Origin of the sequence: Empedobacter sp. UBA2044 (assembly GCF_002333005.1) — a bacterium.
GTDB classification, from domain to species: Bacteria; Bacteroidota; Bacteroidia; order Flavobacteriales; family Weeksellaceae; genus Empedobacter; species Empedobacter falsenii_B.
The window spans coordinates 1-17,877 of the sequence record NZ_DDBA01000077.1 but is presented as its reverse complement, the minus strand read 5'-3'; the positions used below and the strand labels follow the sequence as shown (position 1 = coordinate 17,877).

Below are 17,877 nucleotides of genomic sequence, written 5' to 3'. Positions count from 1 at the left end.
TAAATCTGCTTTTTTGTTATTTTATCATTTCAGAAAACGGAATAATAATCTCATATCCTTTTTCTTTAAAATAATCGTTCATTCCTTCTCTATACGTCACTAAAACAAAATCTCCGCCCCAAGCTCCGAGGCTTTTTACAGCTCCTAAATAATCAGGAAAATGCAATTCTTTGACTTGCGAAATTTGCATAAAATCTCCTAATCGTTCTTGATATTCATCTAAAATAGATTCTAAATCAGTTAAATTCTCAACTTTAGTTGCTTGAACAACCAAATCAGAAAGCTCTTGAATCATTTTCCAATCTTTTGATTTGTTCTTATAATGATTTCCAACAACGGCTTGTGTATCTTGCTTTTGATTAAGATAAACAAAATAAAGTTGATCTTTAAAATTCCAATTCAATTCTAAATCTTCTACTTCGATAGGATTATTCGAAAACAAAATGGGCTGATGATGATGCGCACATGCAATATCATAACCACTTGTATTGAAGGTTAATTGATTTAATTCAAACGGATTTATTTCTATCCATTGACTAATCAAATCAATCAAAGTCGAACTACTTCCCAGTCCCCATTCTTGCGGATATTCTAACTTCGTTAAACATTGATAACTGTTATTAGAATCAAAAAAATCAGGATTTAAAATTTTAGCTTGTTTTAAAATATTTTGTAATGATTGACTTAATTTATCATTTGTAGACGAAATTATTTCTAAATCATTCAATCTAACTTTAGTTTCAAACCAAATAGAATTATCAAATTTAGTTGCTTTCCAAGTGATTAAATTTTCTATTTCTGATGAATTTTCCACAAACAAACATTGCCCATATTTTGTGGGCAATGCAAATGCTTTCGCCCCATCAATCACAATATATTCCCCGATAAGGAATAATTTTCCATTGGAACGGTATGTTTTCATTTCGTTTAGATTTGTGCCGAAGAAGTTGAGACCTCTCTGTTTATTTTTTTCACTAAACCTTGTAAAGTATTTCCTGGTCCAACCTCAATAAATTCACTCGCACCATCAGCAATCATATTTTGAACAGATTGCGTCCATTTTACTGGAGCAGTTAATTGAGCAATCAAGTTTTTCTTAATTTCAGCAGGATCTGTAACAGCTGTTGTGCTTACATTTTGATAAACTGGACAAATTGGAGTATTGAATGTTGTTTCTTCAATAGCTTGTGCTAATTCTTCTTCAGCAGGTTTCATTAAAGGTGAGTGAAAAGCTCCTCCTACTGGTAAAACTAATGCTCGTTTTGCACCTAACTCTTTCAGTTTTTCGCATGCTACATTAACCGCTTCAATTTCTCCAGAAATCACTAACTGACCTGGACAATTGTAATTTGCAGCCACTACAACTCCATCAATTTCTGCACAAGCATCTTCTACAATTTTATCTTCTAACCCTAAGATTGCAGCCATTGTAGATGGATTAGCTTCACATGCAGCTTGCATTGCTAAAGCACGTTTGTAAACTAATTTTAATCCAGATTCAAAGTCTAAAGTTCCATTTGCAACTAAAGCAGAAATTTCTCCTAAAGAATGTCCTGCAACCATTTCTGTTTTAAAATCTGGTAAAATTTTCGCTAAAATAACAGAATGTAAAAAAACTGCTGGTTGCGTAACTTTTGTTTGTTTTAGGTCTTCAGCAGAACCTTCAAACATAATTGATTTTATATCAAATCCTAAGATTTCGTTTGCTTTGTCAAATAATTCTTTTGCGATTTCAGAATTTTCGTACAAGTCTTTACCCATTCCAGAGAATTGAGCGCCTTGTCCTGGAAAAACATATGCTTTCATTGTATTATTTTTAATGTATGACAAATGTATAATAAAATCTCAAACTTCTTTATTTAACCTAAGTTTTGATTTTCTTTTCTATAAATTTCGTCCAAATATTTATAACGATTTGCAACAGAAATTGCATGTAGTTTTGCAATTGTATAACCATCTTTTCCATCTAAAAAACCAAATCTCACCACAAAATAATTGAAAAAACGATAAGCAGGCTTTATGGTATAATGATAAAATGATGGTTTCAAATTTTTGAGACGAAGTTCTTGTGCTCGTAAGCGAGAATAACTATTAAGTTTATCTAAATAATATTCTTCATCAATAAACGTATGATGTTTCACTTTTTGTTCCAAATCACCTACTGCCCCATCACATTCTAATAATTCATGAACCATCAAACCATCTTTATATCTACATTTAGATTTTCTAAAAAGACGAACAGCTCTCACATTTTGCTGACCAGAAAATTCTATTTTCTTATTCTTAAAATAAAATGAATGATAAGCCATAAAAGCTACATCCTGTAAATTTGAATTTACTTTCTTTATTAATTCTTCTTTTAATTCAGATGAAAGTTCTTCATCTGCATCAAAAAAAGTGACCCAATCATTTTTTGCCAAAGAAAGTGTATAATTTCGTTGATTTGTGAAATTATCAAACTTGCGTTTTACAAACTTTACTTTTGGATTTTGGAATGCAATTTCTTCCGTTTTGTCTGTACTATATGAATCTACAATTATTATTTCATCTGCATAACTAGCCTCATCAAGAAATCTTTTGATGTTTTTTTCTTCGTTAAGTGTAATTAGTAGAGCAGAAATTTTAGTAGACATTCTCTATAGTAATCTAATTTTATAAATAGAAACTCAAAATTTCTGTTTTTATTTTATTAATGGTGATAAGAAATATTCTAACTTTTCTTTAAACAAATCGAAATCAAAGATTGAATAAAATTCATCAACTTGTTTTTTTATTTGACGATTGTTTAAATCTCCAAGTTTTTCAGGAAAATAATCTTTTAAATGAACACTTGTGTGATGAATTCCATCTTCGAAAGTTGCCCAAACTTTTTTATCAATCCAAGGAGAAAAAATAATAAACGATTTTTTCCCTAAAGCCTTGGACATATTAATTGCTCCTCCATCATTTCCTACAATCACATCACATTCGTTTGCAATTGCAATAAACTCGCGCAAATCATTACCCAACAATTCAAAATAAACTTTCGATTTGGTTTCATCAGATAATTGATTATATACTTCTTTTGCTTGCGATAATTGTTTCGGAAAATAATTGAATAAAATATTGACATTATAATGTTGACCAATAAAATCAACCATTTTTGCCATTTGATTCAACGGATAAGTTTTTGAAGGATCAGAACCAAGTAAACTAATCATAACTGATTTACGAGTAGAATCAACTTGATGTTTTTCAAATAAATCTTTCGCAAAGTTTATTTCTTCTTCTGTTAAATACAATTTCGGTTCTGTTGCCAAAGGAATTTCAATTCCTAAAGGCTTCAATAAAGACAAACGATGTTCGATTGCTAAACCTAAATATGAATTTGGTTCGTCATGTTTTTCTACATTATCTGTATACAAAAACGTTCTTCCAATCTTTTTGTACGATATTTTTTTTGGTGCATTATTGATAAAAACATCTACCCAACTCTGTAATTTTGAGTAAGCATCAATTACAATATCATATCTATTTTGATTAACTTTTTTCGAGAATTTAATCAAATTCATCAAGCCTTTGTTTTCTTTTTCATCGAAAACAATTTTATGATCGATGTATGGATTATTCTCTAAAACAGGCAAAGTATTACTATTGATTAAATAATCAACAATAGCATTTGGATAAGCTCTTTTGATATTTTCGCACAACAATGATGTGATTAAAACATCGCCTATCATCTTGTGTTGGATAATCAAAATTTTCATAAAACATAGTTATAAAGCAAAACTACTAAAATATGTTTGATTCGAAAATAAAAAATCCTCAACAAAACTGCTGAGGATTATATTTTATAAAATTTATTCTACTTAAACCGCCACATTATGCTCGCGTAATGCATCGTTTAATGAAGTTTTTTTATCTGTAGACTCTTTACGAGTTCCGATGATCAAAGCACATGGAACTTGGTATTCACCTGCAGCAAATTTCTTTGTATAAGAACCTGGAATTACAACTGAACGAGCAGGAACATAACCTTTAATTTCTACTGGTTCGTCACCTGTTACATCAATAATTTTAGTAGATGCTGTCAACACAACATTTGCTCCTAAAACCGCTTCTTTACCTACACGAACTCCTTCTACAACGATACAACGAGATCCGATAAACGCATTATCTTCAATAATTACTGGCGCAGCTTGCAATGGCTCTAAAACTCCACCGATTCCTACACCACCAGATAAATGAACATTTTTACCAATTTGTGCACAAGAACCTACAGTAGCCCAAGTATCAACCATTGTTCCTTCGTCCACATACGCACCAATATTTACATAAGAAGGCATTAAAATAACTCCCGAAGAAATATACGCACCATAGCGGGCAACAGCATTTGGAACAACACGAATTCCTTTTTCAGCATAGTTACGTTTCAATTCCATTTTATCATGGTATTCAAAAATTCCTGCTTCTAAAGTTTCCATTTTCTGAATTGGGAAATACATTACAACTGCTTTTTTCACCCATTCGTTTACTTGCCAATCTTCTCCAACTGGTTCTGCACAACGTAATTGTCCGTTATCGATTAACTCAATTACTTCACGAATTGCAATTTGTGTTGACTCTTCTTGTAACAATTCTCTATTGTCCCAAGCTTTTTCTATGATTTGTTTTAAATTCTCCATCTTTATTAATAATAGCCACAAATATAAAAATTATAATCAAGGGATTTCATAGAGATTATTTATTATTGAATCGTTTTTTTAAATTTGCCAAATGTCACGAATATTAGCGTTAGATTACGGAGGAAAAAGAACAGGCGTTGCCGTAACCGATGAATTGCAAATTATAGCTTCGCCAGTTGATACAATTGATACATCAAAATTGATGGATTTCTTGAAACAATATATCGAGAAAGAAAACGTTTCTGACCTTGTAGTTGGATTATCTGTTCGTTTTTCAGGAGAATTAAATGAGATTGAAAATCAAATTCAACCTTTTTTGAAAAAATTTTCTGAACAATTTCCGTTGATTAAAATTCATCGTGAAAATGAGATGTTTACCTCAAAAATGGCTTCTCAAGCAATGTTTGCTGGAGGAATGAAAAAGAAAAAACGTCAAGAAAAAGGAATGGTCGATAAAGTGAGTGCCGTAATAATTTTACAATCATTTTTATCACATAAACTATAACAAATTGTATCTTTGCCGTTAAATTAATAAAAAAAGATCAGAAAATGGTATTACCAGTTGTAGCTTACGGAGATCCTGTCTTGCGTAAAGTTTCACAAGAAATCGATCAAGATTATAAAAATTTACAAGAACTGATCCAAAATATGTTCGATACAATGTATGACTCTAACGGAGTTGGTATCGCAGCGCCTCAGATCGGGAAAGATATACGTTTATTTGTTGTTGATTGCTCGCCTTTCGAAGAAGATGAAGATTATGATGATGTAAAAGATGAATTAAAAGATTTCAAACGAGTTTTCATCAATCCAAAAAAAATCAGTAGTTCTGAAGGTGATGAATGGGCTTTTACAGAAGGATGTTTGAGTATTCCTCACATTCACGAAGATGTAACACGTCCAGAATCGGTAACTTTAGAATATTTTGATGAAAATTGGGTGAAACATACCGAAACTTTTTCGGATATTCGCGCTCGAGTTATTCAACACGAATACGATCATTTGGAAGGAAAGCTTTTTATTGACTATATTTCGAGCTTTAAAAAGAAATTAATAAGTAATAAATTAAAAAATATAACAAAAGGGAAAGTAAACACGAGTTACAAAATGAAATTCCCTTCATAGACCCTTAAACATAATAGAATATGGATTTATCAAGAGTTATCGCAATTTCAGGAAAACCAGGATTATACCGTTTAGTTTCTCAAACAAGAGGTGGTTTTGTTGTTGAAGATTTAGAAAAAGGTAAAAAAATCTCAATCGCTTCTAACTACAATGTTAGTTTATTAGACAACGTTGCTATTTACGGAGTATCACAAGAATTTCCTTTGGCTGAAGTTTTCTTCAGAATTTACAAAAAAGAAAACGGAGGAGAAACGATCGATTACAAAACTTCTGGTGCAGAATTGCGTAAATATATGGAAGAAGTTTTACCAGAATATGACGATTCAAGAGTTTATGATTCTGATTTGAAAAAATTATTCCAATGGTATAATATCTTACACAAAAACGGATTATTAAACATCGACTTAGCTGCTGTAGAAGCTGCAATGGCTGCTCAACAAGCACAAGAAGCTCCTGTTGCTGAAGTAGAAGCTACAGAAGAAGTTGTTGTGGAAGAAAAACCAAAAAAGAAAGCTCCTGCTAAAAAGGCTGCTGACAAAAAAGACGCTGAAGAAAAACCTGCTAAAAAAACTGCTGCTAAAAAAACAACAGCAAAAAAAGATAAAGACGCTGAATAATTAGAGATGAATACACGTAAAGATCAATTACAGGCTTTCGAAAGATTGTTGGATATAATGGATGAATTACGTGAAAAATGTCCGTGGGATCGTAAACAAACAATGGAAACGTTGCGTACGTTATCTATCGAAGAAATTTATGAACTTTCGGATGCCATCATCGAAAAAGATTCGGATGAAATAAAAAAAGAACTAGGTGATGTTTTTCTTCACCTAGTTTTTTATTCTAAAATCGCATCAGAACAAAACAACTTCGATGTTGCTGATGTTTTAAATGGTATTTGTGACAAATTAATTCATCGTCATCCACATATTTACGGCGATGTAGAAGCAAATACAGAAGAAAAGGTGCTTCAAAATTGGGAACAAATCAAACTAAAAGAAGGTAACAAATCTGTACTTTCTGGCGTTCCTACTTCTCTCCCAGCAATGGTAAAAGCTTACCGAATTCAAGACAAAGTAAAAGGTGTTGGATTTGAATTTGAAAATTCTGATCAAGTTTTTGATAAAATTATCGAGGAAATTAATGAATTCAAAGAAGAACAAAATCCAACAGATAAAGAGATGGAATTTGGTGACATTTTATTTTCTTTGATTAATTATGGACGATTTAATGGCATCAATTCTGAAGATGCTTTAGAAAGATCGAACAAAAAATTTATCACACGTTTTCAGAAATTAGAAGAAATCGCGAAAGAAAATGGTCAAAACATAGCTGATTTAACCATTTCCGAATTAGATAAATTATGGAATTTAGCGAAAATTCGCTAGTGTAAACTTAACACTATAAAGTTTATTCAAATCAACGAAAACGTTGTAATCAGACGTTTTAACACTATTATAAATAACTTTTATCGACACCAATAAAACAAAGTATTACAAATTATTGTGCACGCACAGAAAACCGACATATATTTGCAATGGTTATAGCGGGCAATAGCTTGTAATAATGGAAGGAAGTTTGTTTACTAAGTAAACAGTTTTCTCATTTTTTTGTGGTTTTGATGAAAAGGTGACTTAAAGTCGCCTTTTTATTTTTTATCAACTTCTATGTAAAATCACAATTCATAACAATCCTTTTTTATCTGAATAATTTGTAAATTTGTAGAATGCAGTTTCAATTAAATTCTGAATTCAAGCCAACTGGTGATCAACCAAAAGCTATTGAAGAATTATCAAATGGTATTCTAAATAATGATCGTTATCAAACACTTTTGGGTGTTACAGGTTCTGGTAAAACATTTACAATCGCGAATGTTGTACAAGATGTGCAACGTCCAACTTTAGTTTTGGCACATAACAAAACGTTGGCGGCACAGTTGTATATGGAATTCAAAGAATTTTTTCCGAATAATGCAGTCGAATATTTCGTTTCTTACTATGATTATTATCAACCAGAAGCTTACATTCCTTCATCAGGAACCTATATTGAGAAAGATTTATCAATTAATGAAGAAATTGAAAAGCTTCGTTTAAGTACAACTTCCTCCCTACTTTCTGGTCGTCGCGATATTTTGGTTGTGGCTTCAGTTTCGTGTTTATATGGTATTGGAAATCCAACAGAATTTCATAAAAATGTGATTCAGATTGAAACGGGGCAAATTATCTCGAGAACAGCTTTTTTGCATAAATTAGTCCAAGCTTTATATTCGAGAACAGAAGGTATTTTTCAACGCGGAAATTTTAGAATTAAAGGAGATACATTAGATATTTTCCCTGCTTATGCGGATGATGGAATCAGAATTAATTTCTTTGGTGATGAAATCGAAGAAATCTCAGTTTTCAATGTAGAAACAGGTAAAACTTCAACTAAATTAGATAAAATTAATATTTATCCAGCCAATCTTTTTGTTACTTCTAAAGACACTTTAAATGGTGCAATTGCTGATATTCAGATCGATTTGGGTAAACAAGTTGAATATTATCATGAAATCGGAAAACATCTCGAAGCAAAACGTTTGCAAGAACGTACTGAATTCGATTTGGAAATGATCAAAGAATTGGGATATTGTTCTGGAATCGAGAATTATTCGAGATACTTAGACGGTCGCGAACCAGGAACTCGTCCATTCTGTTTGTTAGATTATTTCCCAGAAGATTATTTGATGGTGATTGATGAGTCGCACGTTACAGTTTCTCAAGTTCATGCAATGTATGGTGGAGACCGCTCGCGCAAGGAGAATTTAGTAGAATATGGTTTCCGACTTCCAGCTGCAATGGACAATCGTCCGTTAAAATTCGAAGAATTTGAAGCTTTACAAAATCAAGTGATTTATGTTTCAGCAACACCTGCGAATTATGAATTAGAAAAATCGGAAGGAGTTGTTGTAGAGCAAGTCATTCGTCCAACAGGATTATTAGATCCAATTATTGAAATTCGTCCAACACAAAATCAAGTCGATGATTTGATGGAAGAAATCAATAAACGAGTAGAGTTAGACGAACGTGTTTTGGTCACTACTTTAACGAAACGAATGGCGGAAGAGTTAACGAAATATTTGACAAAATATGGCGTTCGATGTCGTTATATTCATTCTGATGTGGATACATTAGAACGTGTTCAGATTATGGCTGATTTACGCGCTGGATTATTTGATGTTTTGGTTGGAGTTAATCTTTTGAGAGAAGGTTTAGATTTACCTGAAGTTTCTCTAGTAGCAATTTTGGATGCTGATAAAGAAGGTTTTTTAAGAAGTCATCGTTCTTTAACGCAAACGGTTGGTCGTGCTGCTCGTAACGTGAATGGTTTGGCGATTATGTACGCAGATAGAATTACAGATAGTATGCAATTAACGATTGATGAAACAAATCGTCGTCGTGAAATTCAAATGAAATACAACAAAGATCACAATAAAGTTCCGCAAGCTTTAAACAAAAAAATAACGAAACTAAGTTTAGCTGCAGCAGATTTTGAAGAAAATCCTTACGAACAAAAACATTTGATTCAACAAGCAGCAGAGATTAATGAAAATTATTCGACAGAAGATAAAGAGAAATTGGTACAAAAATTGCAGAAAGAAATGGAAAATGCTGCAAAAAATTTAGATTTTATAAAAGCAGCCGAATTAAGAGATCAAATTCAACTCTTAACCAAAGAATAGCACGTTTTTTTCAACATTTCAATGAAAATTTTTAAGAATACATTTTTTTTAACTCTATCGTTTTTTACCATTTTATCATCTTGTAACACACAGATTTTAAAATCATCTTCAAATAATGAATTGCTTGAAAATGAAGAAAGTAGTTTAGTTCATACACGTGAATTAAAGATTTTCAAGAGATTTGATACACCTCCAAATTATGAAAGGAATCAAAATTATACAGATTTTGGTAAATGGATAAATAACCTTCCGCTCAAAAACAATAATACAGCTGTTTATTCTTTTGATGGTCAAAAAAAATCTAATCCAAATATATATGTAGGAGTTTTAGATTTAGAACAACCCAAAAAAAATGTACAGTTTAATGCAAATGCGATGATGAGTTTGCGTTTAGAGTATTTCTTCCGTTCGAAAAAATACAATGAAATAGATAAATTGTCTAAAATTTCTACAAAGCCAATTCCTTACACTGACTATGTAAAAGGAGATTATTCTCATACGAAATACATGCAATATTTGATCTATTATTTAGAAAATACAAATTCAAATACAATTGCTGAATTATTAAAACCAATCTCTATCAAAGAGATTCAAATTGGCGATGTATTTTTTCAAAAGGGAAATATAAAAAGTCATGCTGTAATGGTAATTGATTTAGCGAAAGATAAAAATGGGAATAATATATTCATTTTGGCTCAAAGTTATTATCCAAGTCAAGACATTCATATTCTTTCTAATCCAAGCAACGATTTAATCTCACCATGGTATATTGCAAAAGAAGGCATACTTCTTACACCTGAGTGGAGATTTTTGTCTTCGGACTTGATGCGTTTTAAATAACATTTTACTTTTTCAATCCTTACATTTTACTTAAATTTGTTGTTCAAAACCTCAAAGTAAACAACAATACAGTAAATAATCGATAATGCAAAGAGTATATTTAGACAATGCAGCAACCACAGCAATTCGTCCAGAAGTAGTTGACGAAATGGCAAATGTGATGAAAAATGTTTTCGGAAATCCATCTTCTACCCACGTTTTTGGTAGAGAAGCCAAGGCACTTATAGAAATGGCTCGAAAGAACATTGCGCAGCGTTTAAATATTTCTCCTGCCGAAATTTATTTTACTTCTTGTGGGACAGAATCTAACAATACGATTATACGTTCTTGTGTAAATGATTTAGATGTTACACGTATCATTACTTCGGATATGGAACACAAATGCGTACAAGAAAGTATCAAAGATTTAGAATATCGTGGAAAAGTTGAAGTAATCCGCATCAATATTCAAAAAAATGGAGACATTGATTATGCTCAATTAGAGGAATTAGTTAAAGATCAATCTAAAAAAACATTGGTTTCTTTGATGCATGCTAATAACGAAATTGGAAATTTAACAGATATTAAACGTATTTCGCAATTGTGTCAAGAAAATAATACATTGTTCCACACAGATACGGTGCAAACAGTTGGTCATTACGATTTAGATTTCCAAGATTTGGGAATGGATTTCGCTTCTTGCTCAGCACACAAAATTCATGGACCAAAAGGTGCTGGATTTTTATATGCAAAAAAAGCTTCGCATTTAAAAGCCTTGATTGCTGGAGGAGGACAAGAAAGAGGAATGCGTTCTGGTACCGAAAACGTATACGGAATTGTTGGACTTTCAAAAGCTTTTGATTTAGCAATTGATGAGTTAGAAGCTCATGTTAATCACATCAAAGAAATTAAACAATATACAATCGATCAATTAAAAGCAGCTATTCCAGGCGTTTCTTTCAATGGATTATCAGATGATTTAGACAAAAGTTTGTATGCATTATTAAGCATCAAATTACCATTTCATGATGCCTTAATCGGATTCGAATTAGAATTAGCTGGTATCGCTGTTTCACAAGGAAGTGCTTGCAGTTCTGGTGCAGCAAAAGTTTCATTAGTTATGCAAACATTGTACACAGAAGAAGAAATTGATCAAATGACGCCTTTACGTGTATCTTTTTCATACGAAACAACTAAAGAAGATATTGATGTCTTAGTTGGAACATTGAAAAAAATCGCTGAAAAACATCAATTACAAAACGCTTAATGACTGATTTCAATCAACTTGATATTCTGATTTTAATTGCGTTAGCTTTTGGTTTTATCAACGGATTTTTCAAAGGTTTTATTTCTCAATTAATTGGGTTAGTCGGTTTTTTTGTAGCAATTTGGTTAAGTTTTAAATTTTATCAAATCATCGAAGTTTATGTCGATTCTTACAACATTGTTGCAGATAGCTTAACTTCTTTGGTTGCGTTAGTTATTACATTTGCAATTGCTTTTTTCACAATAAAATTAGCGTCAAGTTTAACACAAAAAACAGTAGAAGCAGTTGGTTTAGGAATCATTAATCGATTTGGTGGAGCGGCTTTAGGATTAATAATCTCTTTACTTTTAACATCAAGTATTTTGTATTATATCGATCCGATTTTAGAACTAGGATTTAAAGAAACAAAAGACGAAAGCCAGATTTTACCAATTTTGAACGAAAGTTCTCAAATCATCAAAAATTCTATCTTCGAAACAAAAGATAATTTAAGGACAGAATCCCAAGATTCTATTCATTTATGATCATACAAAGACAGCTTTTTCAAGCTGTCTTTTTTCTTAACATTAATTTTATAAAAGGCACAAAAATTATCTAAAGAGATCAAAACAATTAATTTAAGATGAAAAAACAATTCTTAGAAATCGTTTTTTTATGATTTTATTTTTAATAACGACATATTGTGTCGTATAAAATCGTTCCTTTGTTTAAATTTTAAGATTATGAACAGCGCAAACATACTTTCATCCATCCTTTTTTTTATCATTGGAGCCGTTATCAGTTTTTTATATTCAAAATCGAAAGCAAATTCAGCCATAATTGGAAATGAAATAAAACACCAAGAACTTCAGAAACAATATGATTCGCTAAAAAATGAATTTATCGAAATAAAAGATGATGCAAATTTCAATTTGGATCAATGGCAAAAAGAGCGCGAAAAAAATACAGAATTAACGGTTCGCCATCAAGAAGCAATGAAAGCTGTGGAGGAGCAAAAATCGTTTATGCTCGAAACCAATGAACGATTAAAAGAGCAATTTGAAGCACTTTCAGCTCAAGTTTTGAAAAGTAATAACGAACAATTTCTTGATTTAGCGAAAACAACATTGGATAAACATTTTTCTAATTCTCAAAACGATTTAGAAAAACGTCAACAAGCGATTGATTCGTTAATCAAACCATTAAATGAAAGCTTGAATAAATTTGACGGAAAAATATCCGAAATAGAAAAAGCTCGAGAAGGCGCTTATTCAGAAATTAAAGTTTTCTTAGATTCAATGCGTGGTACAACTGATAAATTGCAAAAAGAAACCAATACATTAGTTTCTGCTCTTAAAACTTCACACACAAGAGGAAAATACGGAGAAATTGGATTGCGTCGTGTCGTTGAATTTGCTGGAATGTCATCTTTTTGTGATTTTGAAGAACAAACTTCTGTTCAGTCCGAAAATGGTTTGCTTCGCCCGGATTTAATCGTTAATCTTCCTGGAAATCGAAAAGTAATTGTCGATTCTAAAGTTCCATTAAACCAATATATGCTTGCATTTGAAACGGAAGATGAGAATTTAAGAAAACATCATTTACAAATGCACGCGAAAGCTGTACGCGAACATTTAAAGAATTTGAGTTCTAAGGCTTATTGGAATCAATACACAGAAGCACCCGATTATGTGGTGATGTATCTGCAAATTGAAAGTTCTTTTGGTGCTGCGTTAGAATTGGAGCGAACTTTGATAGAAGATGCACTAAACAATAGAATAATTATTGCAACACCAACTACTTTGATTACAATGCTTCGCACAATTGCGTTTAGCTGGCAACAATTAAATGTTGCGGAAAATATATATCAAATGCGAGATGCTGGAATAGAATTATACAATCGTGTGAATGTTTTAATACAACATTTGGCGACGGTTGGTCATAATCTAAACCAAGCAACCCAAAGTTACAATAAAGCTATAGGTTCACTAGAAAATCGATTTATTCCGCAGGTTAAAAAGCTGAAAGAAATCGGTGGAACTTTGATGGAAAAAGAAATTTCGGAAACTAAGCCAATTGATACAATGATTCGTTCAATAAATAACTTGGATATTCAATAATCATTCTATATTTGTACAACTTTTAGAGAGAATGAAAACAAGCCTATTTACCTTGATTTTACTATACTCTCCTGCCATTTTTGCGCAGGTGAATTTTGAAGAAAAATCTGTACAGGTAAAACCAAATTTAGAATTAAACAAAATATATAACTACTCATTTACAGATCGTAACTTTTCGATTTCTGTAAATGATACGGTTTCTAAAGTCATCAACCAATCAAATAAATCGATGGAATTGGTTGACAAGAATGATTTTGCCAATAAGTATACATTTGTAAATGGTAAAAATCAATCCAATGATCCTGATGAATTTTACCGCGATTTTATCAATAATTCTGAAGGAATAGAGTACGAATTCACAACAAATCCTTCTGGAGAATTTTTAGAATTATTAAATGTTCCTCAGATTGAAGAAAAATTGCTTAAAATAACAGATAAACTTGGTAAACAACGCAAAAAATCTGATGATTATAAGGCAAATATTGCGTACATTGAGGAAATGGTCAAATCGAAAACATATGTTCCCTATGTTTTTGAGCAAGAAATTCACGTTTTCAATTATTTTAATGGACAATATTTTCGTTTAGGTGAAACATATGAAGGAAAATCTGTACAGGAAAATATTTTTGGATTTCCAATTTCTTCTACCACAAATACTTATCTAAAAGATATCAACAAAGAAAAAGGTACGTATACAATTGCTTCTGACCAAAATTTGAGCAAAGATGATTTTGAGAAATTATGGGAAGAAATGGCGTATTATATGTTGAATGATGCTAAACTGAATTTGTCGCAAGAACAGGTAAAAAAAGAAATCAAAAAATATTCAGAAACAGTTGAATTAAAAGTGAAATATGAAAATACGTACGATTTGAATTCAATTTTAATCAAATCTGAATATTTATTTAGCTTAAATATTGGTTCTAAGAAAACAGTTAATCAATTAAGTATAAAACTTTTAAATGACTAAATTTTATTTTTTAACGAATTTCAAACTTCATTTTAGATAATTTGCTCTATTTTTGAATTAGTTTGATTACTTATAAATGAAAATTAATTTTACATATTATCTGTTTTTTCTATTTTTTTCGATAAAAATATTTGCCCAAGATCCTATTCAAGATACAATTTCACCGGTTGTTAAAAATGATACCATTTTTAATGCTCCGCAGGAAACGATTATTTTTCCCAAAACATATTGGAATATTGGAAACGAAAAACGATATAATGTAACAACAAGTGAAGTGAAATTGGAAGATGACACGATTTCGCATCAAGAACAATATACTTATAACGTTATTATTCAAGTTGAAAATATTTATCAAAACGAAACCATTGTAAAGTGGAATTTCAGAAATATACAATTCAATTCAAAATCATTTTTAAATAATCCTTTTTCGTTAGTTAATAATGTTTCGATTTCCTTTAAAATAGATCAAGACGGACGATTTTTAGGTTATACAGATTTAGATAAAACGATTAAACAATTGGTTTTATCTTCAGAAGATTTAGAGAATAAATATTTGGATAATCCTACTGCGATTGCGTTAATCAAAAAGAATCTTCAACAATATTCTACAGAAGAAAGTATTGTTAAATTATTTGACAAAGACATTCGTCAATTCCATCATTTTTATGGAAAAAGTAATTTTACTTTAGAAAGTGCGCCATTTGTTTATCAATCTTACATGGACAATTTATTTAGCACTTCTCCCACTCCAGCTACAACAGAATTGAAATTGAATGAGATTGGAGTTTCGCAAACCAATTACATTATGTCAAGTTTTCAGGAAGCCGATAAAGATTGGTTGGCCAATTCTTGGTATACTTATCTAAAAGAATTAGCAACAAAATTAGGTACAGAACAGCCTTCTGAAAATAGATTGAAAGACGACATAAAATATTATGTTAAAACGACTTCGCGTATCAAGGATAACGGTTGGATTTCATATAGTATCGAAACCAAAAAGGTAAAATTTCAAGATACAGATTATACATTAGAGCGCCGTTTTGAGTTAGTAGACTAAAACTCGCATCAATACTGATAATTCTTACATTATTAAATCATAAAAACTTCGTGAATCAAGATTATTTTTCATAATTTTGCATTCATTTTATATAAATTATATTCACTATGCAATTGTCTGAACAAGAAATTATTCGTAGAGAAAAACTACAACAATTAAGAGACTTAGGCGTTGAGCCTTACCCTGCCGAAGAATTCGTGATAACTTCTAATTCTAAAGAAATTAAGGAAAAGTACGAAGAAGGAAAGGTTGTCAAGCTTGCCGGACGATTGATGAGTGTTCGTGTAATGGGGAAAGCTTCTTTCGCTGAGTTACAAGATAGCGAAGGTCGTGTACAGGTTTATATCTCGAGAGATGATATTTCTTCGTCTGAAGAAGGAATTGAGTATAATACAATTTTCAAGAAATTGATGGATATCGGAGATTTTATTGGAATTGAAGGATATGAATTCAAAACTAAAGTAGGTGAAATTTCTGTTCACGTAACAAAATTAACTTTGTTATCAAAAACTTTACGTCCATTACCAATTGTAAAAACTGACGACGAAGGTCATGTATTTGACGCTTTTACAGATCCAGAATTGCGTTACCGTATGCGTTACGTAGACATGGTTGTAAATCCTCACGTGAAAGAAATTTTCTTAAAACGTACACGTTTATTCAACGCAATGCGTAATTTCTTCAACGATCGTGGATACATGGAAGTAGAAACTCCTGTTTTACAATCGATTCCTGGGGGTGCAGCAGCTCGTCCGTTTATTACACATCATAATGCATTAGATATTCCATTATATTTAAGAATCGCGAACGAATTATATTTAAAAAGATTAATCGTTGGTGGTTTTGATGGTGTTTACGAATTTTCTAAAAACTTCCGTAACGAAGGAATGGATCGTACGCATAATCCAGAATTTACAGCAATGGAAATTTATGTTGCTTACAAAGATTACAACTGGATGATGGATTTCACAGAGCAATTATTAGAACATTGTGCAATTGCTGTTAATGGAACTTCTGAAACAACTTTCGGAGAACATAAAATTGATTTCAAAGCACCTTACAAACGTGTAACAATGCGTCAATCAATTATTGATTTTACAGGATTTGATATCGATGGAAAATCTGAAGCAGAATTATTTGAAGCTGCTAAAGGAATGGGGATCGAGGTTGATGAGACTATGGGTAAAGGAAAATTAATCGATGAAATTTTTGGTGAAAAATGTGAAGGAAACTACATTCAACCAACTTTCATTACAGATTATCCAAAAGAAATGTCTCCATTGACTAAAAAGCACCGTGATAATCCAGAATTAACTGAGCGTTTCGAATTAATGGTTTGTGGAAAAGAAATTGCTAACGCATATTCTGAGTTAAATGACCCAATCGATCAACGTGAGCGTTTTGAAGCACAAATGGCTTTAGCTGATAGAGGTGACGACGAAGCAATGTTTATCGACCAAGATTTCTTACGTGCATTAGAATACGGAATGCCTCCAACATCAGGTTTAGGAATCGGAATGGATCGTTTGATTATGTTCTTAACAAATAATCCATCTATTCAAGAAGTTTTATTCTTCCCTCAAATGCGTCCAGAAAAAGCTGCACCAGCTTACGAATTGACAGAAGAAGAAACTCAAATTATTGAAATTTTAAAAGCTAACGAAAACATTGATTTGAATGAATTAAAATCTCAAGCTGCTTTAAGCGGTAAAAAATGGGACAAATCAATGAAAAATTTAGCAAAATATAACTTGACTAAAGTTACTGTTGAAGGAGATTCTAAGACAGTTTCATATTTAGGCGAGTAAATTATTACCCTTTCATCTATATTTTAAAAGCTCAACTTCGGTTGGGCTTTTTTTGTAATTATTTGGGCGTTCCCTCGCTCTTTGCCTTCCATTTATATTATTTATAAAATAACCAAAATAATACAAACACAGCTAATGCAAATCGCTCGGTTGGGCTATCCGTTCCAATCTTTTGTAAAAGAAGATTAGAAGTGATTACAGAAAATCCAACTCCTACAAAAGGATTTACACTACTATCCCTAACGCGGGTTTTAAGTTCTGAGTTTTGAGTAATAAGTTATAAGACATAAGATTTAAGACTGACAATAAAAATCTACAAAGGAGTGTTATCGAGTTATGAGTTGTAAGTT

The 17,877-nt window shown here is 31.5% G+C and carries 17 protein-coding genes; 12 read left to right on the top strand and 5 right to left on the bottom strand.

What is annotated here, in order from left to right:
• Window positions 1-16: 16 nt before the first annotated feature.
• From B4E59_RS14175 to B4E59_RS14155, 5 genes are all read right to left on the bottom strand, one after another.
• A complete protein-coding gene (locus B4E59_RS14175) occupies window positions 17-922 on the bottom strand; it encodes a GYDIA family GHMP kinase (RefSeq protein ID WP_286496132.1) in 906 nt (301 codons plus the stop codon).
• Between the two features lie 5 nt (window positions 923-927).
• Window positions 928-1,806, bottom strand: a complete 879-nt coding sequence (fabD, locus tag B4E59_RS14170; protein ID WP_291053591.1) for an ACP S-malonyltransferase — start codon at window positions 1,804-1,806, stop codon at window positions 928-930.
• Between the two features lie 53 nt (window positions 1,807-1,859).
• Window positions 1,860-2,633 carry a glycosyltransferase family 2 protein gene (locus tag B4E59_RS14165; RefSeq protein WP_286496131.1) on the bottom strand — a complete coding sequence of 258 codons (774 nt, stop codon included), beginning with the start codon at window positions 2,631-2,633 and terminating at the stop codon, window positions 1,860-1,862.
• 48 nt (window positions 2,634-2,681) lie between these two features.
• Window positions 2,682-3,746, bottom strand: coding sequence for a glycosyltransferase family 9 protein (locus tag B4E59_RS14160; RefSeq protein WP_286496130.1), 1,065 nt, complete (start codon window positions 3,744-3,746; stop codon window positions 2,682-2,684).
• 102 nt (window positions 3,747-3,848) lie between these two features.
• Window positions 3,849-4,664: a 2,3,4,5-tetrahydropyridine-2,6-dicarboxylate N-succinyltransferase gene (locus B4E59_RS14155; RefSeq protein WP_125350148.1), complete on the bottom strand. Its 816-nt coding sequence runs from the start codon at window positions 4,662-4,664 to the stop codon at window positions 3,849-3,851.
• Between the two features lie 91 nt (window positions 4,665-4,755).
• On the opposite strand from B4E59_RS14155, the gene ruvX reads away from it, so the two are divergent.
• The 12 genes from ruvX to lysS all read left to right on the top strand — a co-directional run bounded on the left by ruvX (window position 4,756) and on the right by lysS (window position 17,527).
• On the top strand, window positions 4,756-5,169 hold the full coding sequence (gene ruvX, locus B4E59_RS14150; protein ID WP_038333513.1) for a Holliday junction resolvase RuvX: 414 nt from the start codon (window positions 4,756-4,758) through the stop codon (window positions 5,167-5,169).
• A gap of 44 nt (window positions 5,170-5,213) precedes the next feature.
• Window positions 5,214-5,789, top strand: coding sequence for a peptide deformylase (def, locus tag B4E59_RS14145; protein WP_114999818.1), 576 nt, complete (start codon window positions 5,214-5,216; stop codon window positions 5,787-5,789).
• A 20-nt stretch (window positions 5,790-5,809) separates the two neighbouring features.
• Window positions 5,810-6,406: a DUF5606 family protein gene (locus B4E59_RS14140; RefSeq protein WP_038333500.1), complete on the top strand. Its 597-nt coding sequence runs from the start codon at window positions 5,810-5,812 to the stop codon at window positions 6,404-6,406.
• A 6-nt stretch (window positions 6,407-6,412) separates the two neighbouring features.
• Window positions 6,413-7,177 carry a nucleoside triphosphate pyrophosphohydrolase gene (gene mazG, locus B4E59_RS14135; protein ID WP_114999814.1) on the top strand — a complete coding sequence of 255 codons (765 nt, stop codon included), beginning with the start codon at window positions 6,413-6,415 and terminating at the stop codon, window positions 7,175-7,177.
• Between the two features lie 338 nt (window positions 7,178-7,515).
• Window positions 7,516-9,507, top strand: a complete 1,992-nt coding sequence (uvrB, locus tag B4E59_RS14130) for an excinuclease ABC subunit UvrB (protein WP_286496129.1) — start codon at window positions 7,516-7,518, stop codon at window positions 9,505-9,507.
• Between the two features lie 21 nt (window positions 9,508-9,528).
• The gene (locus B4E59_RS14125; RefSeq protein WP_286496128.1) at window positions 9,529-10,347 is read left to right on the top strand and encodes a DUF4846 domain-containing protein; all 819 of its coding nucleotides are present in this window, start codon (window positions 9,529-9,531) and stop codon (window positions 10,345-10,347) included.
• Window positions 10,348-10,432: 85 nt separating this feature from the next.
• Window positions 10,433-11,593, top strand: coding sequence for a cysteine desulfurase family protein (locus B4E59_RS14120; protein WP_125350150.1), 1,161 nt, complete (start codon window positions 10,433-10,435; stop codon window positions 11,591-11,593).
• The gene (locus B4E59_RS14115) at window positions 11,593-12,117 is read left to right on the top strand and encodes a CvpA family protein (protein ID WP_114999807.1); all 525 of its coding nucleotides are present in this window, start codon (window positions 11,593-11,595) and stop codon (window positions 12,115-12,117) included. The genes B4E59_RS14120 and B4E59_RS14115 overlap by 1 nt, the downstream gene beginning before the upstream one ends.
• A gap of 198 nt (window positions 12,118-12,315) precedes the next feature.
• Window positions 12,316-13,692, top strand: coding sequence for a DNA recombination protein RmuC (locus tag B4E59_RS14110; RefSeq protein WP_291053586.1), 1,377 nt, complete (start codon window positions 12,316-12,318; stop codon window positions 13,690-13,692).
• A 31-nt stretch (window positions 13,693-13,723) separates the two neighbouring features.
• The gene (locus tag B4E59_RS14105) at window positions 13,724-14,662 is read left to right on the top strand and encodes a hypothetical protein (RefSeq protein ID WP_114999803.1); all 939 of its coding nucleotides are present in this window, start codon (window positions 13,724-13,726) and stop codon (window positions 14,660-14,662) included.
• 76 nt (window positions 14,663-14,738) lie between these two features.
• Entirely contained in the window at window positions 14,739-15,719 is a 981-nt protein-coding gene (locus B4E59_RS14100; RefSeq protein ID WP_219034726.1) for a hypothetical protein, read from the top strand.
• Window positions 15,720-15,826: 107 nt separating this feature from the next.
• Window positions 15,827-17,527, top strand: coding sequence for a lysine--tRNA ligase (gene lysS, locus B4E59_RS14095; protein ID WP_286496432.1), 1,701 nt, complete (start codon window positions 15,827-15,829; stop codon window positions 17,525-17,527).
• Window positions 17,528-17,877 lie beyond the last annotated feature (350 nt).